Genomic DNA, 19,253 nt, shown 5'->3' with positions numbered 1-19,253 from the left:
GGTGTTCGCCGACCACGTCCATAATCGAACTCGCCTTCCCTGATTGAGATCTGCATTGCTCAATGCTTCGGGTTACGCCCGCGGATATGGTCAAAGCCTTGCTTGATCGCGGCGAAGCGCATGTCGACCACCGGCTCGAATTCGAGGTCGGTGAAGATGTAGGGCCAGTCGTTTTCGATGCCTTCGCGGACGAGTTCACCGACATACATGGGATCGATGCCCTCTGAGATGCGTTGCCGGAGCAGATTGATCTGCTCGGCAATTGGGCCCGACGTCGGCAAGGGACGGACCGCCCCCTCGAAGCGCTTGGGGAGGTTGCGCCCTGAGTTCACGATTTGCGTGCGGATGAACCCGGGACACAGCACCGATACGCCGATCCCGCGGGGCGCGAGTTCGGGTCGCAGTCCCTCGGACAGCGCGACGACGCCATACTTCGAAACGTTGTAGGCCGTGCTTCCCCCTGAAATCAGGCCAGCGAGCGAGGCCGTATTGACGATCTGTCCACCCTCGCCGTGCCGTTCGATCAACGGCCCGAAAATCTCGATCCCCCAAATGGTCGCCATCAGGTTGACGCCCAGAGTCCAATTCCAGGACGCGTCGGTCCAGGTGCCATAAGGCCCACCGCCGCCGACGCCCGCGTTGTTGACGAGGATATGCACCTTGCCGTAGCGGGCCGTCGTGGCTTCGGCAGCCGCCACGAGTTCGGCCTTGAGTGAGACGTCCGCTTTCACGCCGTCGACATCGGCATTGGTGCGCCTCAGTTGCTCGAGCGCCGCGGACAACGCCGCGTCCTCAATATCGCAAAGCATGACTTTCGCCCCCGCCTGGGCGAGAGCGGTCGCGATCCCCAATCCAATGCCCGACGCTGCACCGGTCACGAACGCGGTCTTTCCAGCCAATTCCTTCACGCGCATTCTCCCCGTGCAAGCGGACACCGTCGGCGCAAGGCGCCTCGTCACCGAACTCCATATGACCGCACTTTCAAGCGATTGGGAAGCGTGCGGGACGTCCGCTCTTGGCCCTGAACCAACATTGATCAAGACTAGCTTCGACGTCACCTTTTGAGGGCAAGGCCGATGCTTTGAGCGCGCACCCTACCTCGGATGCCACCAGCGGCCGCCGATCACGACGCCTTCGGAAGCGATCTTGCGGTCGCCCGTGAGATGTTCGCCGACCACGTCGACATAGTCGAACTGGCCTTCCCTGATCGAGAGCAGCGTGGCGTCGCCGACGCTGCCCGGCTTGAGGCTGCCGAGCTCCGGCCGCCGCAGCGCCGTCGCGGCATTGACGGTGGATGCCGCGATCACGTCGGGTAGCGACATCCCCATGCAGAGGAATTTCGACATCGTCGTCACCTGGTCGAAGGCCGGGCCGTTGATGCAGAGCTGGTGGATGTCGGAGGAGATGGTGTCCGGATAGAAGCCGTTGGCGAGCATCGCGCGCGCGGTCTTGAACGCGAACGAGCCCTTGCCGTGGCCGATGTCGAACAGCACGCCGCGCTCGCGCGCCTCCAGCACGCTCCTTTTCACCGTGCCCTGCGCGGTCGCCGGCGTGTTGGGGAACGGGCGGAAGGCATGGGTCAGCACGTCGCCCTGGCGCAGCCGCGCCAGCACCTCCTCATAGCTCGGCGGCGGATGGTCGATATGCGCCATCAGGGGCATGCCGACCTGCTCCGCGACCTCGAGCGCGATCTCGAACGGCACCAGCCCGGACGTGCCGGACGCGTGCAGCCCGACCCGGACCTTGATGCCGACGATCAGGTCGCGGTTCTCGTCGGCGACGCGCGCGGCGTCGACCGGGTTCATCAGCCGCAGCTCTTCGCTCTCCCCGACCATCACGCGGTCCGAGAAGCCGAAGATGCCGGCATGCGAAACGTGCAGATAGGCCAGGATGCGGACCTGGCTCGGCTCGATCACATGCTTGCGGAAGCCGGCGAAATTGCCGGGACCGGCGCTGCCGGTGTCGACCGAGGTGGTGACGCCGGAATTGCGGCAGAATTCCTCGGCGTCGATGCCGAGCGAGGTGCCGCCCCAATAGACATGGGTGTGCAGGTCGATGATCCCCGGCGAGACGATCAGCCCCGACACGTCGCGGACCTCGGTCGCGGGATCGGCCTTCAGCTCGCGGCCGACCGCGGCGACCTTGCCGCCGGCGAAGGCGACGTCGGTCACCGCATCGAGCTTTTGCGACGGGTCGATCACCCGTCCGCCGCGCAGAATCAAATTGAAAGGCATCGTGTTCTCCGGATTTCCGTCCGGCACGATGGTCGACTTCGCCGCCGTCTGCAAGCCGTTCAGCCGACGCGGGCCTGTTGCGAAACCGCCGCCGCTGTCGCGTGACCCGCGCTCGCGTCTGCGGTCAACTCCGTCCCCGTGGCCGACGCGACGATGGCCGCAATGGCCGGGTGATGCGCGGCCTCCGAGGCAGCAATGCTCTGCTGCGCCCAGCGGTAGGAGGATTCGAAGATTTCCTGGTGGCGATCGAAATCGGTCACGTCGATGCCGTCGGGCGTCGGCGGGCGCATCACCATGTCGAGCGGCGTGGTCGGCAACGTATCGTAGCGCTGATGCGCGACGAGGCTGCGCCACAGCACGTTGACGGCACTTGGAGCTGCCGGAAGCGATTTCCGCCGGAATGGCGTTAGCAGCGAGGCGAGCAGCTCAAGCCGCCCCGGCAGCGCGGCATAGTCGACCTCGAACATCTCGGTCGCCGGCTCGCCGAAATGCACCACCAGGTTCGGGCCGCTCTTCAGCTGGTGCATCTGCGCCAGCGGAACGTTGTCGACGAGGCAGCCGTCCACCAGCATCGAACCGTCCCTGGTGTAGAACGGCGGCAGCAGGCCGGGGATCGCGCTCGATGCCCGCACCGCCTGCCAGAGCAGCCCGGTGCGGATCAATTCGAGACTGTGGGTCGACAGATTGGTCGCCACCGCCGCGAATGGCCGCCAGCAATCCTCGATCCGGCAATGCTGGCCATACTGCTCGGCCAGCGCCGCATCGAACGCCTTGTGGTCCAGCAGCGCGTAGCGCGGCCAGGTCGGACGACGGAAGCTGCGGCTGGAGACGAAGATCTCGTGTGTGCCGCGCTCGAGATGCTCGGCGTCGTAATTCTTGGCAAAACCCGCCGCCATCGCCGAGCCGACGCTGGTCCCGACAAAGATATCGAACATCGCGCCGCGCTCGCGAAACGCCTTGTAGATTCCGACATGCGCGGTGCCGAGGCTGCCGCCGCCGCCGGCGACGAACCCGACGGCGCGACCGCACAGGAAGCGCACCAGGCTGTCGATATCGATCTGGTCCTCGAGCGCGACATGGTGGTGCATGTAGCAAGGCAGCCTTGCCAGCCACGCCGCGGTGCCGCCGACCTCGTGATGCCTGACATCATGAACACGAACCAGGCGGCGCGCCGACGCCGGATGCACGGCGCAGGCGACGCTTTCGATCTCGGTCAGGTCGGGCGCAGGCGCATCGCCCCGGCAGGCCAATACCACGAGGTCGGCCTGGCGAATGGTCTTTCTTGCCCATTCCGATGCGTCGGCGCCGCCGAAATAAGCCACCAGCGGCGCGTCATACTCGATCCGGTTGAGCCAGTCGGCCACCTCGGAAGCGTCCAGCGCGCGGCCGGGAAACATCGCCTGGACGCGCGCGAGATCGACGATCTCGGCCCCCGCAGCGGCAAGGCTACGGCGCAGGCGCTGCTCGAAGCCGGCAGGCACCGGCTCGCGTCCGCCCGCAATCAGCGCGACGGTGCGCGCCTTCGGCGACGCCCGAAGCGGCAAAAGGCGCGCGGTCTGGACGGCAAACCGCTGGGCCAGCGCGGCAAGCAACGCCTCGACGATCCCGGGCGTTTCCTGGACAAGCCGCGCATAGGCTGCGCGCGTCAACACCAGCACGCTGCTGTCGCGGATCGCGATCACATTGGCGGTGCGCGGGATGTTGGCGAAGAAGCCGATCTCGCCGACCAGCTCGCCGGCGCGAAGCTCGGCAATCGGCTCAGAATGATCGGTTCGGTACACCGCGAGCGCGCCGTGCAGCACCAGGAACAATGCGTCGGACGCGCCGCCCTGCTCGACCAGCAGCTCGCCGCGCACGAGGTCGCGCCGGGTCATGGCGCCAAAGGCGACCCGCCGCTGCTCCGCGCTGAGCGTTCGGAACAGCGCGAAATCCTCGGACAGGTTTCCCCGCGCAAACGTTGCGCTCGGCGGCACGCGGTTCGATTGCATGATCAGATGTTAGCGCCGGGTAGTCTTCCCGGCGAGTGATATCAGAGCAGGATCGGCAGCACCCGGCCGCTATTCCCTTGGGAGCACTGCAACAGGAAATGCGGCACTCCCACGTGCTGGCCTCACTCGACCAGCTCCGGCCATGGCACGATGGTCGACTTCACCGTCTTCATCGCCATCGCGTCCGCGACCGCCTGCGCGACGCCGTCCTCGGTGAACGGATAGATCGTCTGCATGTCGAGCCAGGGATATTTGTTGCGCGTGCGGTAGAGCATCTCGACGCCGAGCGGCAGATCGTTGCCGGTAAAGCCCCAGGAGCCGAGCACGTTGAGGTCCTTGGTGCAGATGCGGTGCCACGACGTGTTGATCGAGCCGGCATCGGTGAACTGGCCCATCTCGACATAGGTGCCGCCGTCGCGCAGCATCTCGATGCCCTCGGGACCAGCCGTCGGATGGCCCGAGCAGTCCATCACGAGATCGGCGCCGAAGCCGCCGACGATGTCGCGCACCGCCTTGATGCGCTGCTCCGCTGTGTCGTGCCGCTCGATATCGACGGTCGCCTCGGCACCGAATTTTCGGGCGAGCACGAGGCGCGGCGTCTCCGGCGCGCCGACGCAGATCACGCGCCCTGCCCCCATCTCCTGGGCCGCGGCAACCGCGAGGATGCCGATCGGCCCGGAGCCCTGGATCACCACCGTGTCGCCCCAGGAGAAACCGCCGGCGCGGGTGGCGCGGTTGAAGGCGCGGATGCAGGAGGTCAGGGGCTCGGAGAGCGCGCCGAGCCGCAGCGACATGTCGTCGGGCAGTTTGTAGATCTTGGTGCCCGGCAGCATGTCGAGATCGACATAGACATATTCGGCCCAGCCGCCCCACATGTGCGGCGGTTTGTCGAAGCCGAGATAGCGGCCGTAATACACCGGCGTCAGGCACTTGTTGGCGCTCGCGGGATAGTGGATGCAGTAATAGCAGCGGCCGCACGGCATCAGCGGCGGGATCATCACTTTGGATCCGACCTTGAGCGGTTTGCTCATGAAGTCCTCGGTGAATTCCGGCCCGCATTCGACGATCACGCCGCCGAGCTCATGGCCGAGCGTGAACGGCCAGGGCAGCGGCTTCGGCCAATGTCCCTTCAAAATGTGCAGATCGGTTCCACAGACGCCGCAGGCACCGACCTTGATCAAGGCCGCCTTTTTGCCGATATGCGGCCATGGCACGGTCCGGATTACAGGCTTGGCTCCAGGTCCTTCATGCGTGCAGACGCGGATCTGCTCCATCGGTTCGTCCTCCCTGTCCTTGTCGTTGGGCCGGGCTCGGCCGCACCGACCTTAGGTCAGGACGATCAGGATGTCATATCGGGATGTCATGAAGGCCTGTCATGAAGGCGTGCGCGATGCGTCAGATCCTGACGGGAGTATTTTTCCGCGCGGAAGCATCGCAAGGAAGCATCGATTGTGAACGCAGCCCGAGGCGGATAGGCTTGTAGCATTGCGGGGACCGACATCATGAATCCTGGTATCGAAGGCATCGTTGGCATGTACGTCAAGCTGGGAGAGCTCGACACGCTGCAACGCATGAAAGAGCATCGGCAGAGCCTGCTCGACCAATGCGTCGATACGGCGCATTTCAGCTTCGACTTGACGCGATCGATCTACCGCAGCGACCTCGAGGTGATCGAAGCCGGCATCGAGAGCCTGTATGGCGAGATCAGCGGCCATGTCGACGTCTTCAATGAAACGAGGATCGCCGGCTGGGCGCTGTACAACCAGCATCCCGACAAGCGGGTCCCGATCGACATCTACGTCAACGGCGAGCTCGTCGCCGAAGTCGTCGCCGATCGGTTCCGCAATGATCTTCTCAAGCTCAACAAGGGCGATGGGCACCATGGCTTCATGTTCGAGCCGCCGAGCGGGTCCTACCAGCCGCCCCTGCAGCTCGAGATCCGCGCGGCGAAACGGAAGGTCCTGAAAGCGGTGACCGTCGAGCCAGCGGTGGACGCCGAAGCCAAATAACGCCGCCGCGCTCTTTCACGATGTCGCTTTTGGCTGCGACATGGCGGACGTGCGTGGCGGATTGACAGCAACGGCGGCTCCATTCCAACCTGCGGTGCAACGTCAGGCAATGGAATGAAACTGCAACCCGGGTCGGAACGAATCTTCGCGGACGACGGCACCGACCCGGTGGACGGGCGCGTCCAATGGGCGCCGGCGAAGTCGCTGTGGCTCGGCAGCATGACCACGGTCGCGATCATCTTCGGTCCACCGCTGTTCTCGTGGAGCGCATTCGCACTGTTCATCGTGACCAGCGCGATCACGCTGTGCTTCGGGCATTCGGTCGGCATGCACCGGCGCCTGATTCATGCGAGCTTCGACTGTCCGCTGTGGCTCGAGCGGCTCTGCGTCTATCTCGGCACGCTGGTCGGGATGGCCGGCCCCTACGGCATGGTGCGGCTGCACGATCACCGCGACTGGGCTCAGCGCCAGGCGGCATGCCACGCCTATTCCCGCCACGCTGCCGGCTTCTGGCGCGATGCCTGGTGGCAAATGCACTGCACGCTCGCGCTGAAACACCCGCCGGCCTTCCGGCTCGAACCGCGGCTCGCCGACGACCGCTTCTATGCGTTCGTCGAGCGAACCTGGATGTGGCAGCAATTGCCCTGGGCGATGTTGTTTTTTGCGATCGGCTCGTGGAGCTGGCTGGTGTGGGGAATCTGCGTGCGGGTCGCGGTCTGCGTCACCGGTCACTGGCTGATCGGTCACTATTCGCATCGCAGGGGCGGACAGACCTGGATCATCGACGGCGTCGCAGCCCAGGGCTACAATATCGGTATCGCCGGGCTGATCAGCATGGGCGAGAGCTGGCACAACAATCACCATGCCTATCCGGGCTCGGCGAAGCTCGGGCTGCTGCCGGGCCAGATCGATCTTGGCTGGTGGCTGATCAAGGCGTTCGAGGCCGCGGGCCTCGCGCGCAACATCAAGACCCCGGACAACCTTGCGCCGCGCCCGGGTTCACGCCGCATCGACGGCGATCCGGTTGCGGTCGCTGCGACATAGCAGCTGCGCATTGTTTCCGTCATCCGCACGCCAGATCGCCATTGCAGACCAGGCGCCTCGTCGCTATAGCAGCAGCGTCGGAAAAGGCAGACTTGGTTTGGTAAGCCCAAGTCCTTTCGCACCGAAATCGTGTCGGAAGCGAAAGCTCTGGTCTCCTGCGCAATGCGAGAGGTCCCCACGACGAACACCGGGCGCTGTCCAGGCGCCCATTGTTCGTCCGTGTGGTTCTCAACCCGACGAACCGCTCCGGCCGAACAACGACGCAGGAGCAGTTCATGCAGAATCACCACCCCCTCCCCGATCATGTCGTGATCGCCGGTGCCGGCCCCGTCGGCCTGCTGCTTGCCTGCGAGTTGCGGCTCGCGGGGCTGTCGGTGCTGGTGCTGGAGCAGGCCGCCGACCCGCGGTCGCCGCTGAAGCGGCTGCCGTTCGGCATGCGTGGCCTTTCGGCACCCACCATCGAAGCGCTCGATCGTCGCGGGATGCTGGAGGACATCGCGCCGCAGCGGCGTGCGAACGGCACACCCGGCGCCGCGCATTGGGAGCAACAGCCGCGCCGCCCGGCGGGCCATTTCGCCGGCATCCAGTTCTACCACGATGACATCGACAGCTCGAAATGGCCGTTTCGCCTGCCCGGTCCGGCCGGCACCAGCATGGCGGTCGACATCGAGTCGCTCGAATCCACACTGGCCGCGCGCGCGATCGCGATGGGAGTTGAGATCAGACGCGGCCTCGGCGTCGAGACGTTTGAACAATCTGATGATGGCGTGATCGTTCACGCCGGTGGCGAGACGTTCCACGGACGCTGGCTGGTCGGTTGCGACGGCGGCCGCAGCACGGTGCGCAAGACTGCCGGCCTCGAGTTCGCCGGCACCGATCCCGAGTTCACCGGCTATTCGGTCGAGGTCGAGATATCAGATCCGGACAAGCTTCGCGTCGGCCGCCATTACACGCCATCGGGCATGTACACGTATGCGCAGCCCGGCACGATCGCGATGGTCGATTTCGACGGTGGCGTCTTCCACCGCACCCAGCCGATCACGCGGGAGCATGTGCAGACGGTGCTGCGCCGCGTCTCCGGCACCGACGTGACCTTGACGGCGCTGCAGCTCGCCACCACCTGGACGGATCGCGCCTGCCAGGCGACGGCCTACCGCAGAGGGCGCGTGCTGCTCGCCGGCGACGCCGCGCACATTCATTCGCCCCTCGGCGGTCAGGGGCTCAACCTCGGGCTCGGCGACGCGATGAACCTCGGCTGGAAGCTCGCCGCCACGATCCGTGGCGACGCGCCGGCGGATTTGCTCGACAGCTATTGGCGTGAGCGGCATCCGGTCGGCGCGCAAATTCTCGACTGGTCGCGCGCCCAGGTCGCGCTGATGCGGCCGAGCCGCAGTTCGCGCGCGCTCGAAGCCATCATGCGCGATCTGATCGCGACATCGGACGGCGCCACATATTTTGCCGAGCGCGTGTGGGGCGTTTCGCTGCGCTACGATCTCGGCGGCCGTCATCCGTTGACAGGCCGCAGCGCACCCGACTTCGAGCTCGCCGGCGGGACGAGGCTCGGCGAGTTGCTTCGAGATGGACGCGGCCTGCTGCTGGACTTCGACCCGCGTGCTCCCCTGCAAGCGCTCGCCGATCGCTGGCGTGGGCGGATCAGCTATGTCGCGAGCGATGCCAGGGATCGGCTGGGCTTGCGCGCGGTGCTGGTGCGCCCCGACGGCTTTGTGGCTTGGGCCACAGACATCGAGCCGGATCTGGAGGAGATTGCGCAAGCCGCTGCGCGATGGTTCGGAGAACCCGAGGCTGCATGCGAATGTGCCTAACGCCCCTGGATGCGGTGCATGTGAACTTCGCTTGCTTCACTTGCACCGTGTACGGGTTCCCCGCCTCAACCGTAACGCCCTGTTAACCCTATCAGCCTTACGGTCGTCGGGGCTCCGAATGGACGGTGGCCAGGTTTGGTGTGATGTCGTTTGCACAGAAGAAAACTACCGTCGTCCCCGTAGCCGAGGAGCGGCGGCGCTTTCAACGCGTCAAGGTGCACCTGCTCGGCCGCTACATGCTGCCCGACCGGCGCGAGTTTCCCTGCCAGATTATCAACATGTCCCCGGGCGGCCTCGCGCTGCTGGCCCCCGGCATCGGCAATGTCGGCGACCGCGTGATCGCGTATCTCGATCATATCGGCCGCGTCGAGGGCCGCATCACCCGCATCATCGACAACGGCTTTGCGATGACGATCGGCGCCACTGCACGCAAGCGTGACAAGCTCGCCGCCCAGCTGACCTGGCTCGCCAACCGCGACATCCTCAATTTGCCCGAGGATCGCCGCCACGACCGTATCGTGCCGCGCAACCCGATCGCCCTGCTCACCCAGGAAGACGGCACGCGGATGACCTGCCGCATCATCGACCTTTCCTTGTCCGGTGCTGCGATCGCCGCCGAGAACCGCCCGCCGCTGAAATCGCTGGTCATGCTCGGCCGGGTGCAGGCGCGCGTGGTGCGAAATCTCGAGGAAGGCTTCGCGCTCGAGTTCGTCCACGAGCAGTCCGCGGAAACCCTCGAAGAGAGCGTTACCGCAAGGTAAAGCGAAAAACCGCTCAAGACCCCTGCTTTCAGCCCGCGAAGGCGGCCTCCGGTACACCGGTGGCCGCCTTCGATCCGTTTGGCCCGGTGAAATCGGCGGTTAACGGCCGGCATGTTTGACGCAACGGACCGCGCCGGCGCAGGGCTTGCCGGGTTAATACGTAAAACTTGAATAAATTGCAGTTGTTTCAAATTTTACGCGAATTCGATTCAAGTACAGTTCGAATTCGCCGCAGCTTTTACCAGTATTCGCGTCAAATCTACTTTGCACATTTAGCGGCGGCGAAAAAACTTTGTGCGAAACGTGGACCCAACAAGAAGAACGGGGGCCACGATGTTTGGGTTCAGGGGACAGGGGAAAGGTTTGGCGGTTGCCGCCATCCTGTTTGCGACGTGCGTGTCGGCCAAGGCCGGCGACGTGGTTTATGCCAGCCTGGGGGACGTCGCGCGTTCGCCGATCGGCTGGGTCGAATTCTGCGCCGACAATCCGACCGAGTGCCGCGGCGGCAAGACGCAACCACGCGACGTCGTGTTGTCGCAGACCGCCTGGCGCGACCTCGTGCGGGTCAACAAGTGGGTCAACGAATCCATCAAGCCGATGACCGACATGGATCATTGGGGCGTGATCGAGAAATGGTCGTTGCCGACTGACGGCTACGGCGACTGCGAGGACTACGTGCTCCTGAAGCGCAAGATGCTGATGGACGCCGGCTGGCCCCGCGAGGCGCTGTTGATCACGGTGGTCCGCGACAAGAAGGGCGAAGGCCACGCGGTGCTCACGGTGAAGACCGACAAGGGCGAGTTCGTGCTCGATAACCAGAACGAGAGCATCGTCGCCTGGACCGAGACCGGCTACCGCTTCGTCAAGCGGCAATCGCAGAGCGATCCGAATGTATGGGTCTCGCTCGGCGACAACCGCCCCGCAGTTTCAACCGCAAGCTCGCGCTGAGCAGAACAGGGAATTCCGAGTTCGCGACCCGGTCACATCCCCACCCCTCCCCGTCCCAGACCGGTTCGCGCGCGGCCAGGCTTCCCCCAAAGCCTGGCCGCAACTTTTTGCGGGGCACGACAACGCATTTGCGCAGCGCTAATCCGGCGCGCCACGCAGGCGAACGCCGTTCCCTATGCGAATTGCGAAACGAGCCAGGTGACATAGCCGAAGTTCAGCGGTGGAAAGAACATCGCAGCGCTCTTCAAGACCACTCCGGTGCATGCAACGACTCCACCGCAATCGGTCCAGCCCGTCGACAGGGAGTGTCCGACGGCGAACAGTCCCAGCGCAAACGAAATGCTCTTTCGCCCATCTGTCGCCGTCATTGTCTGATCGATGGCGTCGAGCATCGGACCGAAACCGGCCGCGACAGGCCACCAGATCGGCCAGATGATCGTGCATATGATTTGCTTGATGCCCATCGGGTGCTCGCGGTCGCGGTAGAACACGCCAATCGTGAAAAGGCAGCCCAGCACGTACGCGATGAAAAATGGCAACAGAATTTTGCCCGCCACTGTCGAATCCCCCAGTTTAATTATCGCGAACCTAGCAAGGTGCGCTTCAAAAGCTTTTTGAAAAAAATAGCAAAACGGCCTGCATCCTAACCGCAGGTCGGACGGGACTGCAAACCCAATTGCAGCACGCAGACGCCATTAGAACCTTCGAATGACGCTGGCGTGAAGGAAGCTATTCCAATACTAACAGCAGATCTGCCTTGTTCTCACGTTGATGATGCGAAATCGCGAGCTCAGCTTCAAAAGAAGCGATCGAGAAATGCCGCCGTCTCGTCGGTGATGCCAACGATCTTGTTGGTGGCCTGTCGATAGAGCTCGTTCCAATCCTTGAAGGGCTTCAACTCGTCGCGTCCCAATGGACGCGTCGCCAACGCGACGCGCCTCAGCGCGATGCTGACGCGCGGCGTTTGCCTTTCGATATCGGGCTTGCGCGCCACCGGTGCGGCCGACGTCATGACCCCGCGCGCGATCAGGTCCTTGCCGCTCTCATTCTCGCTCGCGAACCGGAACACGATGTCGCCGGCGGCGATGAGCTTGCCGTACATGGTCTTCTGCGCATTGAAGGCGAACGCTTTCGCCCGCGGATCAGAAATCTCGGCCTTGATCGCAAACGCCATTGCCCGCCTATCCGTCCAATCGCCCGGTTCGCGCCATCTCGCTTGACATCCTAGCATTCGAGCGTTTGAATTGAATTCAATTCAGACTTGGATGAACCATGACCGTTGCCACCGCTGGAACGCGGGACCGGCTGCTCGCCGCGGCCCAGGACGAACTGATCGAGGGGCTCGGGCATCTCGAGATGCAGGCCGTCGCCAGGCGAGCGCGGGCCTCGGTCGGGCTCGCCTATCACCACTTCGGATCGAAAGCCGGCCTGATCGCCGCGGTCGTCGAGACGTTCTACGAGCAGCTCGATCAGGCAGCGTTCGGCGGCGCCAGGCTGCCGACGGCGGACTGGGGGGCCAGAGAGAAGGCCCGGATCGGCGCCTATGTCGCGTTTCACTACGAGCATCCATTCGCTCCGCTCGTGATCGGACCGCTGAGCCGAGCACCCGAGGTGCTGGATGTCGAGACCGCATTCACCGCCCGACAACTCGCAGCCGGGGCGCGGATGCTCGAGGCGGCACAGCGCGACGGGATCGTCGCCACCGACATCGACCCGCATCTCACCATCGCGTTGATGATCGGTGGCATCCGACAGGCATTGATCGGCGCGCTGACCGACGAACGTCGCCCCGATCCGGCCGTCCTCACCGACGACATCTGGACCTTCATGGCCGCGGCGCTGCGCCTGCCTGCGGAGGCTCCGCCGGCGAACTCAAAGGCCATGCGGCGCAGCCGTCCCTAACGTTCAGCTACAACTCCAAGGTCGATGGCCATCTTGTTCAATCCGCACGATTTTCACACGCCGCAATCGTCCTACGGCAAGCCGGATCTGCTGCGCTCGAGCGAGGGCGGCTATTTCGGTCCCGGCAATGCGCAATTGCCGGCGCCACCGATGCTGATGATGGATCGCATCACCGAGATCAGCAGCGACGGCGGCGCCTTCGGCAAGGGCCATGTCGCCGGCGAGCTCGACATTGCGCCCGAGCACTGGTTCTTCGCCTGTCACTTTGCCGGCGATCCCGTGATGCCGGGCTGTCTCGGGCTCGATGCCATGTGGCAGATCATCGGCTTCTGGCTGGGCTGGTCGGGCTCGCCGGGCAAAGGCCGGGCGCTTGGGGTCGGCGAGGTCAAGTTCAGAGGGCACATCACGCCTGATGTCAGGCTGGTGCGCTATCAGGTCGACGTGCGCCAGGTCCGGCGCGGACGTCTGGTGCTGGGCATCGCCGATGGCCGTGTGCTTGCCGACGGCGCCTGCGCCTATCTGGCGAAGGACATGAGGGTCGGCCTGATCGCGCCGACGCGCTGACCGCGCGCATATCGGACAGTCCCGTTTTGGGGCAGCAGCCGCGGAATTTGCGGCTATTTTTGCACTTCCCGCGCCACCTGCTTGAATCCCCGGGGGTTTTGCCGACGTCGCGGTTGTGCTATTCGGAACCTTTCAATTGAACATCCGGTTCTGGTCGCATGGTCGAACTTGCCCCCCGGAATGCGCAAGCCAGCAGCCTGACCGGCGTGCAGCCGATCGCGATCGGCGCCGTGGCGCTGGTGCTCGTGCTGTTCGGCATCGGCTCGATCGCGCTGTGGCGCAGCTTCAGCGGCAACGTTCCCGAGACCGACCGGATGGTCGCCGCCCGTCAATTGCAGGCGCGCACCGCGCAAGTCTCCGAGGCCCTGGTGGAAAAGACCAAGGGAATGGAGGTGACCCAGCAGGAATCCATCGATCAGTTGCAGGAAGTGCAGGACCAGCTGCTGACCATGCGCAAGCAGTTCGCCCTGCAACAGGCCGACGCCAAGAGGCTCGCCGACCAGGTCGCCGCATTGACCGAACAGGTCGAGGGTCTGCGCCAGTCGCTGGCAAGCGCACAGGCCAACGAGCCGGCCGCCGAACCCGAGCCGCGCAAGCGCTCGAAGGCCACAAGGAGCGCCAACCGGAAACGCCACCGGTCGCGCGGCTGACAATCTTGCGTGCCGCCGGCGCAGCGATCGGTCGGCCATCAAATTGCGCCAATTCCCGAACAAGATCAGCAGCTAAGGTGGAACTTTCGGAACTCCAGGCCAGCCGCGACAGCCTCGCATGAGTGCCCGTTAGCGTGAATTAATCCGGACTCTGTGAACTGGTTCACATATCGGCCTTCGAATCCGAGTCATCCTTCAATGACCGGATGGCGTGAGCCGATTTCAATATCCGGGGCTGGCAAGGTCGTTGACGGTATACTACGTCGACGGCCTTGTTTTTTGGGCTTCTTTTTTGGGCCTCGGCTCACGGGATCGGATTGCGCGGATGCCGTCAGCGGCGCGGCACGTCTCACGGTCCCCACCAAATCCGAATCTCAGCCGGCGTGGCCGGCCTATTTGCTGCGATCGCGCAACACGCGATTGCCCCGCAGCCGCAGCCGCGCAAGCTTCGGCTCGAGCTCGTGGAGCATATAGATCAACGCAATGGCAAGACTCGAAACAACCACCATGAACAGCAATGTCAGATCAGGAATGGTCAGCATCTCTGAGGCCCTCTAAGGGCCCGGCTCCAAACGCAGCCGGGCCATTTGTTGTCGCGACGGGTTCACGCACCAACTGCTGCAAAGCATACTGCTGCAAGGCATAAGCAAGCTGCATACCAGTGCGCGACCTCCGACGCGGTCGCGGGGCATCGAAACACCGGCCGCGCCGATCATTGCAAGACCATCAGCATGGCGATCGAATGGAACGGCCATGCGTCAGCGGATGGCTCAGTTGCAAACCTGCACGTGCCGGACGCGCCAGCCATACGGCGTCATCACGCTGCGGCGCACGATGTAGCAGCCTCCGTCACCATAGCCATAGCCGTCGTCATAGCCATAGCCGGCATAGTACGGATTGCCGTAGTAGCCGTCATAGTAGTCGTAAGCGCCATAGCCGAGCCCGAAGCCGATCGCAGCCGCGGCGAGCGGATAGCCGTAGCCCCAGCCGCGCCGATAGTAGCCACCGTGCCAGCCGCCGCCACCATGCCAGCCGCGGCCAGCCCAGCCGCCGCCGATCGCAGCCGAACGGAAGCCACCGCCTGCCCCCATGGCGCGGAATGCACCACCATGGAAGCCGCCGAAACCGCCGCCGCCGCGGAAGCCACCGCCTCCGTGGAATCCGCCACCGCCGAAGCCGCCGCGTGCCGACGCGGCGTCGACCGTGAACAGGGCAGCCGATGCCGTCGCCAGCAAGGCAATCATCGTCTTACGCAACATCACCCGTTACTCCTCTTTCCAAGGCTTGTCGTTGTAAGCCTCATCCGCCGCGTCCCGCGCATGCTAACCCAATGTAGGACCGAGGCTTCGGCCGCGCGGCAATGTCGCGCTCACTTCTGCGCGACCCGTGTTCATCAAGGTCCCGGCCTCAAAGGTTAACAGCCGCGGCAGATGCCTTTGGTCCGACGATCGACTTCCTTGTTCTCGTCAGCGATCGCTTTGTCGACGCTCTCTGTCGTCGTTGCTGAGCCGGTGGTCATGCCTTTGCCAGTGTTGGGGCCGCCGGAGGATTGCGCGGTGCCGGCAGTGTTGGTCCCGGCTGGCGGTGACGTGGTCTGCGGTGATGTCGGGCCGGCCGATGACGGGCCGCCGGTCCCGGCGCCGCTCTCGGTCCCCTGGGCGACGGCAACCGCGGGCGCCAACACAATCGCAATTGTCGCGAGTGCAGTGGTGATGGATAATTTGTGCATGGCAATGCTCCCTTTCCGATACCAACGAGACCGCAAAACGCCGGTTCCCCGGGGCGCTGGAGCAATACAGTTTGGGAGCAATGCAAATTGCGCAAGCTGATCGAGTTCGACGACGACACGTTCGACAAGCTGAAGCAGCTCGGCCGCGACCGCATGGCGACCTTGCAGGAGCTCGCCGACGAGGCTTTCGCCGACCTCCTCAAGAAGCACGGTATCCCGATCGACCTGAGAGATGCGCTGCGCAAGAGCGCAAAACTTCAGGAAGCAGCGAGACCGCAGGAAGCAGCGAAGCCACGCGCAGCACCGAAAGGCGCACGCAAGCAGGGCCGCAAGCGCTGAAAGATCAGCCGATCTTCTTCAGTCCGGCTTTGTACTGCGGACCCCTGATCGCGTAGGATTTCGCCGGCCGCGACAGCGCCTCGGCCTGCGCGGCGTCGAGTGTCCGCACCGCGCGCGCCGGCGCGCCGATGATCAGGGAGTTTTCCGGAAACTCCTTGCCCTCGGTGATGACCGAGCCGGCGCCGACCACGCTGCCGCGCCGGATGCGCGCGCCGTTCATCACGATCGATCCCATGCCGATCAACACGCCGTCTTCCAGCGTGCAGCCGTGCACGATCGCATTGTGGCCGATCGTGACGTTGTTGCCGATGGTCAGCGGAAAGCCAGGATCGACGTGCAGGGTCGAATTGTCCTGAACGTTCGAGCCCTCGCCGATCTCGATCCACTCATTGTCGCCGCGCACGACCGCGCCGAACCAGACGCTCGCTCTCGGCCGGAGGCGGACCTTGCCGATCACAACGGCATTGTCGGCGATGAAGGTGCTGCCGTCAGCGGGAAGATCGGGCCCCTGCCCGTCGAGTTCGTAGATCGCCATGGATGTCTCCCTGGAGCGTTTTCGAGCGAAGTGGACGCCGGTTCGCGTGAAGAAAACGCGTCAAAACGAAAATCCGGAGCTGCGTGTTCTGATTCGACCAGAACCGAAGCTCTCGTCCGGACGACCTTGGCACAGCGACGGATGTTGATTCAAGCAAGTGCAGCCATGATCCGGGCGCGGATCGTGACCGGTCAACCGAACACGCCCGCAGCGCGCAACGTCATCATGAAGAAGGTGCCGGACATCAGGCTCCAGAAGCCGGAGATGACGGTTGCCATCATCACGAACTCGAAGCGGCGGCGTTCGATGCGCGCGCCGCGCAGCGTGTTGCGCATGATGATGAACGGTGCGGCGAAGACCAGGAACGGGACCGCGGCAAAGGTCTTCGGCGCCACGCCCTCCTGCAGCAGGCCGAAGCCTGCCGGGCGCTCCGCCATCGCCTGATAGCCGCTGGCCAGTGCGCCGGCGAGCGCGAAGCCGATGAACAGAGAGAACAGCGAATTCAGGGTATCGGGCGACATCGGAACTTCCGCAACGCTACAGGCCACTCCCGCCTGCTTCGCAGAATTGGCCGCCGGCCGCCACATCATCCTTAAGGAAAGGTTAATCGAGCGCGTCCGAGGCGGCGTTTGCGCATGGCGATTCAATGAGGGATTCCATTGGAATCGTACGGAAATTCCTCACCACGTGGCATATTCGGCAGATGATTCGGCCACCCTCGACCTGGTCTTTGCCTCGTTCATGACGCTTCTCTCGACGGCCCAGCACCTCGCCCGCGATACCCGCCGCAACCCGCGCGCGCATCTCGTTCCGATCATCGCCTCGGCCGTCATCGCGGCCAGCGCGATTGCGCTCGTCGCCTATCTGTTGTGGCCGACCTACACCACCGTGCCGGCAAGCGATCCGTCGCGGCTGCCGGTGAGCGTCGGCGGCACGCTGTTCAACGTGCCGACCATGGCGGTGCGCATGAAGATCCAGCGCCATTCCGGGCCGCAGGAACGCGTCGATCTGAGCTTCCTCTACCCGTCGCTGGAGGCGCCCAGCGCGCCGAAGCACTACAGTGCCGATACCGTCGAGGACAAGGTGCAGCCGATCGACCGGATCTTCGTGTCGATCTCGGCGCATCACGATTCACTCGCGCCCGACATGCGCGTGCGCACGATCTATCCGCGCTATCTCGACGAGCGCGCGACGACCGACGACGGCCTGACCGCGCATGCGTTCCGCGACGGCACGCCCTATGGCGGCGAGGACCTGTTCAGCGCGGCCGAGCCGCAGCTGATCGCACGCTGCACGCGCGATACGTCGACGCCCGGCATGTGCCTGAGTGAACGGCGCATCGAGGGCGCCGATCTGATCTTCCGCTTTCCGCGCAGCTGGCTCGCACAATGGCGCGACATCGCCACCGCGATGGATCGCCTTTCCGCGCAAATGCACAGCGCGAAGGGGTAACTCCGTCATTGCGGGGGAGCGACCTGTCCATCGAAGGATCGTCGGTCCCTGCAATGACGATCTGAGGCTGCCCAGCCCTTACTCGGCCAGATCTTCTTCCAGGATGGCCATCTGGAACTGGAACGAGCGATCATCGTCCTCGTCGTCGACGAACAGCACCCCGATGAACTCCTCGCCGATATAGACTTCGGCCGAGTCGTCCTTCTTGGGCCGCGGCACCACGCGGATCTTGGGATTGCTGAACACGCGCTTCAGATACGCGTCGAGCTTCCTGACTTCCTGAACGTCCACGGCCGTCTCCAATCGGGTCGATGATTTTCGGGGGAGTTTTAGGACGAGACGCCGAAGATCGCCAGAGCCTTTTCAGGCTTGGCGACGTGATGTTGCGCACACGCAAAAATGCGCGGCCGATCAGAAAGCGAACGAAATCAAAGCCCGATCGCGTTGAGCATCTGATCCATGGTGCGCGACGGCTCGGCACAGCCGGCTTCGCCGACGATTTTCGCCGGCACGCCCGCGACCGTGACGTTGTGCGGAACAGGCTTGACCACGACGGAGCCCGCCGCGATGCGCGCGCAATGACCGATCTCGATATTGCCGAGGATCTTGGCGCCGGCGCCGATCAGCACGCCGTGGCGGATCTTCGGATGGCGATCCTCGTTCTCCTTGCCGGTGCCGCCGAGCGTGACGCCATGCAGGATCGAGACGTCGTCGTCGATGACGGCGGTCTCGCCGCAGACGAAACCGGTGGCGTGATCGAGGAAGATGCCGCGGCCGATCCGGGCCGCCGGATTGATGTCGGTCTGGAACACCGCCGACGAGCGGCTCTGCAGGTAGAACGCAAAATCCTTGCGGCCGTTCTGATAGAGCCAGTGTGCGAGACGATGTGTCTGCAACGCGTGGAAGCCCTTGAAGTAAAGCAATGGATCGATGAAGCGCGAGGTCGCCGGATCGCGGTCATAGACCGCGACGAGGTCGGCGCGGAAGGCGTTGCCGATGTCGGGCTCGTCGCGCAAAGCCTCGCCATAGGTCTGGCGGATCAGGTCGCCCGACAGCGCGGCGTGATCGAGCCGTTCTGCGATGCGATGGACCACCGAATCTTCCAGGCGCTCATGATGCAGCACGGTCGCATAGATGAAGGATGCGAGCTCCGGCTCGCGCCGCAGGATGTCTTCCGCCTCGCCGCGGATCCGATCCCAGATCGGATCGAGCGCCGCCAGCTTGCCCCCCTGCGGATTGACCTGATGAACTGCCATGGCTGCTCTCGCAATTCGG

General features: G+C 64.3%; 23 protein-coding genes. 10 read left to right on the top strand and 13 right to left on the bottom strand.

Annotated features, from left to right (window positions below; genetic code table 11):
• Window positions 1-59: 59 nt before the first annotated feature.
• From ACVINW_RS26635 to ACVINW_RS26620, 4 genes are all read right to left on the bottom strand, one after another.
• The gene (locus ACVINW_RS26635) at window positions 60-914 is read right to left on the bottom strand and encodes an SDR family NAD(P)-dependent oxidoreductase (protein WP_456754045.1); all 855 of its coding nucleotides are present in this window, start codon (window positions 912-914) and stop codon (window positions 60-62) included.
• A gap of 180 nt (window positions 915-1,094) precedes the next feature.
• Complete coding sequence (locus ACVINW_RS26630; protein WP_456754044.1) at window positions 1,095-2,234, bottom strand: amidohydrolase/deacetylase family metallohydrolase; 1,140 nt, start codon at window positions 2,232-2,234, stop codon at window positions 1,095-1,097.
• A gap of 59 nt (window positions 2,235-2,293) precedes the next feature.
• Complete coding sequence (locus ACVINW_RS26625) at window positions 2,294-4,222, bottom strand: patatin-like phospholipase family protein (protein WP_456754043.1); 1,929 nt, start codon at window positions 4,220-4,222, stop codon at window positions 2,294-2,296.
• Between the two features lie 122 nt (window positions 4,223-4,344).
• Window positions 4,345-5,496 carry a zinc-binding dehydrogenase gene (locus tag ACVINW_RS26620; protein WP_456754042.1) on the bottom strand — a complete coding sequence of 384 codons (1,152 nt, stop codon included), beginning with the start codon at window positions 5,494-5,496 and terminating at the stop codon, window positions 4,345-4,347.
• A 228-nt stretch (window positions 5,497-5,724) separates the two neighbouring features.
• On the opposite strand from ACVINW_RS26620, the gene ACVINW_RS26615 reads away from it, so the two are divergent.
• From ACVINW_RS26615 to ACVINW_RS26595, 5 genes are all read left to right on the top strand, one after another.
• Window positions 5,725-6,231, top strand: coding sequence for a hypothetical protein (locus ACVINW_RS26615; RefSeq protein WP_456754041.1), 507 nt, complete (start codon window positions 5,725-5,727; stop codon window positions 6,229-6,231).
• A gap of 114 nt (window positions 6,232-6,345) precedes the next feature.
• Window positions 6,346-7,275 carry an acyl-CoA desaturase gene (locus ACVINW_RS26610; protein WP_456754040.1) on the top strand — a complete coding sequence of 310 codons (930 nt, stop codon included), beginning with the start codon at window positions 6,346-6,348 and terminating at the stop codon, window positions 7,273-7,275.
• A 275-nt stretch (window positions 7,276-7,550) separates the two neighbouring features.
• A complete protein-coding gene (locus tag ACVINW_RS26605) occupies window positions 7,551-9,098 on the top strand; it encodes an FAD-dependent monooxygenase (protein WP_456754039.1) in 1,548 nt (515 codons plus the stop codon).
• 143 nt (window positions 9,099-9,241) lie between these two features.
• Window positions 9,242-9,859, top strand: coding sequence for a PilZ domain-containing protein (locus ACVINW_RS26600; protein WP_028336124.1), 618 nt, complete (start codon window positions 9,242-9,244; stop codon window positions 9,857-9,859).
• 333 nt (window positions 9,860-10,192) lie between these two features.
• On the top strand, window positions 10,193-10,807 hold the full coding sequence (locus ACVINW_RS26595) for a transglutaminase-like cysteine peptidase (protein WP_456754038.1): 615 nt from the start codon (window positions 10,193-10,195) through the stop codon (window positions 10,805-10,807).
• 173 nt (window positions 10,808-10,980) lie between these two features.
• On the opposite strand, the gene ACVINW_RS26590 is transcribed toward ACVINW_RS26595, so the two are convergent.
• Window positions 10,981-11,364: a hypothetical protein gene (locus tag ACVINW_RS26590; protein WP_456754037.1), complete on the bottom strand. Its 384-nt coding sequence runs from the start codon at window positions 11,362-11,364 to the stop codon at window positions 10,981-10,983.
• Between the two features lie 239 nt (window positions 11,365-11,603).
• Window positions 11,604-11,981: a hypothetical protein gene (locus ACVINW_RS26585; protein WP_456754036.1), complete on the bottom strand. Its 378-nt coding sequence runs from the start codon at window positions 11,979-11,981 to the stop codon at window positions 11,604-11,606.
• A gap of 98 nt (window positions 11,982-12,079) precedes the next feature.
• Between ACVINW_RS26585 and ACVINW_RS26580 the strand changes: the two genes are divergently transcribed.
• From ACVINW_RS26580 to ACVINW_RS26570, 3 genes are all read left to right on the top strand, one after another.
• Entirely contained in the window at window positions 12,080-12,709 is a 630-nt protein-coding gene (locus tag ACVINW_RS26580; protein WP_456754035.1) for a TetR/AcrR family transcriptional regulator, read from the top strand.
• A 24-nt stretch (window positions 12,710-12,733) separates the two neighbouring features.
• Window positions 12,734-13,273: a bifunctional 3-hydroxydecanoyl-ACP dehydratase/trans-2-decenoyl-ACP isomerase gene (fabA, locus tag ACVINW_RS26575; RefSeq protein ID WP_456754034.1), complete on the top strand. Its 540-nt coding sequence runs from the start codon at window positions 12,734-12,736 to the stop codon at window positions 13,271-13,273.
• Between the two features lie 158 nt (window positions 13,274-13,431).
• Window positions 13,432-13,923 (top strand): hypothetical protein, encoded by a 492-nt coding sequence (locus tag ACVINW_RS26570; protein WP_456754033.1) that lies wholly within the window; start codon window positions 13,432-13,434, stop codon window positions 13,921-13,923.
• A gap of 392 nt (window positions 13,924-14,315) precedes the next feature.
• On the opposite strand, the gene ACVINW_RS26565 is transcribed toward ACVINW_RS26570, so the two are convergent.
• The 3 genes from ACVINW_RS26565 to ACVINW_RS26555 all read right to left on the bottom strand — a co-directional run bounded on the left by ACVINW_RS26565 (window position 14,316) and on the right by ACVINW_RS26555 (window position 15,652).
• Window positions 14,316-14,465 carry a hypothetical protein gene (locus tag ACVINW_RS26565; RefSeq protein WP_456754032.1) on the bottom strand — a complete coding sequence of 50 codons (150 nt, stop codon included), beginning with the start codon at window positions 14,463-14,465 and terminating at the stop codon, window positions 14,316-14,318.
• 228 nt (window positions 14,466-14,693) lie between these two features.
• Complete coding sequence (locus tag ACVINW_RS26560; RefSeq protein ID WP_456754031.1) at window positions 14,694-15,182, bottom strand: hypothetical protein; 489 nt, start codon at window positions 15,180-15,182, stop codon at window positions 14,694-14,696.
• Between the two features lie 155 nt (window positions 15,183-15,337).
• Complete coding sequence (locus tag ACVINW_RS26555; RefSeq protein WP_456754030.1) at window positions 15,338-15,652, bottom strand: hypothetical protein; 315 nt, start codon at window positions 15,650-15,652, stop codon at window positions 15,338-15,340.
• Window positions 15,653-15,739: 87 nt separating this feature from the next.
• Here ACVINW_RS26555 and ACVINW_RS26550 point away from each other — a divergent pair, with 87 nt between their 5' ends.
• The gene (locus ACVINW_RS26550) at window positions 15,740-15,991 is read left to right on the top strand and encodes a hypothetical protein (RefSeq protein WP_456754029.1); all 252 of its coding nucleotides are present in this window, start codon (window positions 15,740-15,742) and stop codon (window positions 15,989-15,991) included.
• A 4-nt stretch (window positions 15,992-15,995) separates the two neighbouring features.
• Here ACVINW_RS26550 and ACVINW_RS26545 read toward each other — a convergent pair whose 3' ends face one another.
• Both ACVINW_RS26545 and ACVINW_RS26540 read right to left on the bottom strand, forming a co-directional pair.
• Window positions 15,996-16,526: a gamma carbonic anhydrase family protein gene (locus tag ACVINW_RS26545; protein ID WP_456754028.1), complete on the bottom strand. Its 531-nt coding sequence runs from the start codon at window positions 16,524-16,526 to the stop codon at window positions 15,996-15,998.
• 191 nt (window positions 16,527-16,717) lie between these two features.
• Entirely contained in the window at window positions 16,718-17,047 is a 330-nt protein-coding gene (locus tag ACVINW_RS26540; protein ID WP_456754027.1) for a DUF6949 family protein, read from the bottom strand.
• A 220-nt stretch (window positions 17,048-17,267) separates the two neighbouring features.
• Here ACVINW_RS26540 and ACVINW_RS26535 point away from each other — a divergent pair, with 220 nt between their 5' ends.
• Complete coding sequence (locus ACVINW_RS26535; protein WP_456756507.1) at window positions 17,268-17,978, top strand: hypothetical protein; 711 nt, start codon at window positions 17,268-17,270, stop codon at window positions 17,976-17,978.
• A 78-nt stretch (window positions 17,979-18,056) separates the two neighbouring features.
• On the opposite strand, the gene ACVINW_RS26530 is transcribed toward ACVINW_RS26535, so the two are convergent.
• Window positions 18,057-18,269, bottom strand: coding sequence for a DUF3126 family protein (locus tag ACVINW_RS26530; protein WP_021077729.1), 213 nt, complete (start codon window positions 18,267-18,269; stop codon window positions 18,057-18,059).
• Window positions 18,270-18,406: 137 nt separating this feature from the next.
• Window positions 18,407-19,234 (bottom strand): serine O-acetyltransferase, encoded by an 828-nt coding sequence (cysE, locus tag ACVINW_RS26525; RefSeq protein WP_456754026.1) that lies wholly within the window; start codon window positions 19,232-19,234, stop codon window positions 18,407-18,409.
• Window positions 19,235-19,253 lie beyond the last annotated feature (19 nt).

It is taken from the genome of Bradyrhizobium sp. USDA 4461, assembly GCF_054055655.1.
Note: the sequence above shows the minus strand (reverse complement) of the source record. Positions and strands in the feature narration are given on the sequence as shown.

Coding starts and splice junctions, on each gene's coding strand:
- ACVINW_RS26635 (WP_456754045.1), bottom strand. CDS start 914: ATGCGCGTGAAGGAATTGGCTGGAAAGACCGCGTTCGTGACCGGTGCA.
- ACVINW_RS26630 (WP_456754044.1), bottom strand. CDS start 2,234: ATGCCTTTCAATTTGATTCTGCGCGGCGGACGGGTGATCGACCCGTCG.
- ACVINW_RS26625 (WP_456754043.1), bottom strand. CDS start 4,222: ATGCAATCGAACCGCGTGCCGCCGAGCGCAACGTTTGCGCGGGGAAAC.
- ACVINW_RS26620 (WP_456754042.1), bottom strand. CDS start 5,496: ATGGAGCAGATCCGCGTCTGCACGCATGAAGGACCTGGAGCCAAGCCT.
- ACVINW_RS26615 (WP_456754041.1), top strand. CDS start 5,725: ATGAATCCTGGTATCGAAGGCATCGTTGGCATGTACGTCAAGCTGGGA.
- ACVINW_RS26610 (WP_456754040.1), top strand. CDS start 6,346: ATGAAACTGCAACCCGGGTCGGAACGAATCTTCGCGGACGACGGCACC.
- ACVINW_RS26605 (WP_456754039.1), top strand. CDS start 7,551: ATGCAGAATCACCACCCCCTCCCCGATCATGTCGTGATCGCCGGTGCC.
- ACVINW_RS26600 (WP_028336124.1), top strand. CDS start 9,242: ATGTCGTTTGCACAGAAGAAAACTACCGTCGTCCCCGTAGCCGAGGAG.
- ACVINW_RS26595 (WP_456754038.1), top strand. CDS start 10,193: ATGTTTGGGTTCAGGGGACAGGGGAAAGGTTTGGCGGTTGCCGCCATC.
- ACVINW_RS26585 (WP_456754036.1), bottom strand. CDS start 11,981: ATGGCGTTTGCGATCAAGGCCGAGATTTCTGATCCGCGGGCGAAAGCG.
- ACVINW_RS26580 (WP_456754035.1), top strand. CDS start 12,080: ATGACCGTTGCCACCGCTGGAACGCGGGACCGGCTGCTCGCCGCGGCC.
- fabA (WP_456754034.1), top strand. CDS start 12,734: ATGGCCATCTTGTTCAATCCGCACGATTTTCACACGCCGCAATCGTCC.
- ACVINW_RS26570 (WP_456754033.1), top strand. CDS start 13,432: ATGGTCGAACTTGCCCCCCGGAATGCGCAAGCCAGCAGCCTGACCGGC.
- ACVINW_RS26565 (WP_456754032.1), bottom strand. CDS start 14,465: ATGCTGACCATTCCTGATCTGACATTGCTGTTCATGGTGGTTGTTTCG.
- ACVINW_RS26560 (WP_456754031.1), bottom strand. CDS start 15,182: ATGTTGCGTAAGACGATGATTGCCTTGCTGGCGACGGCATCGGCTGCC.
- ACVINW_RS26555 (WP_456754030.1), bottom strand. CDS start 15,652: ATGCACAAATTATCCATCACCACTGCACTCGCGACAATTGCGATTGTG.
- ACVINW_RS26545 (WP_456754028.1), bottom strand. CDS start 16,526: ATGGCGATCTACGAACTCGACGGGCAGGGGCCCGATCTTCCCGCTGAC.
- ACVINW_RS26540 (WP_456754027.1), bottom strand. CDS start 17,047: ATGTCGCCCGATACCCTGAATTCGCTGTTCTCTCTGTTCATCGGCTTC.
- ACVINW_RS26535 (WP_456756507.1), top strand. CDS start 17,268: ATGACGCTTCTCTCGACGGCCCAGCACCTCGCCCGCGATACCCGCCGC.
- cysE (WP_456754026.1), bottom strand. CDS start 19,234: ATGGCAGTTCATCAGGTCAATCCGCAGGGGGGCAAGCTGGCGGCGCTC.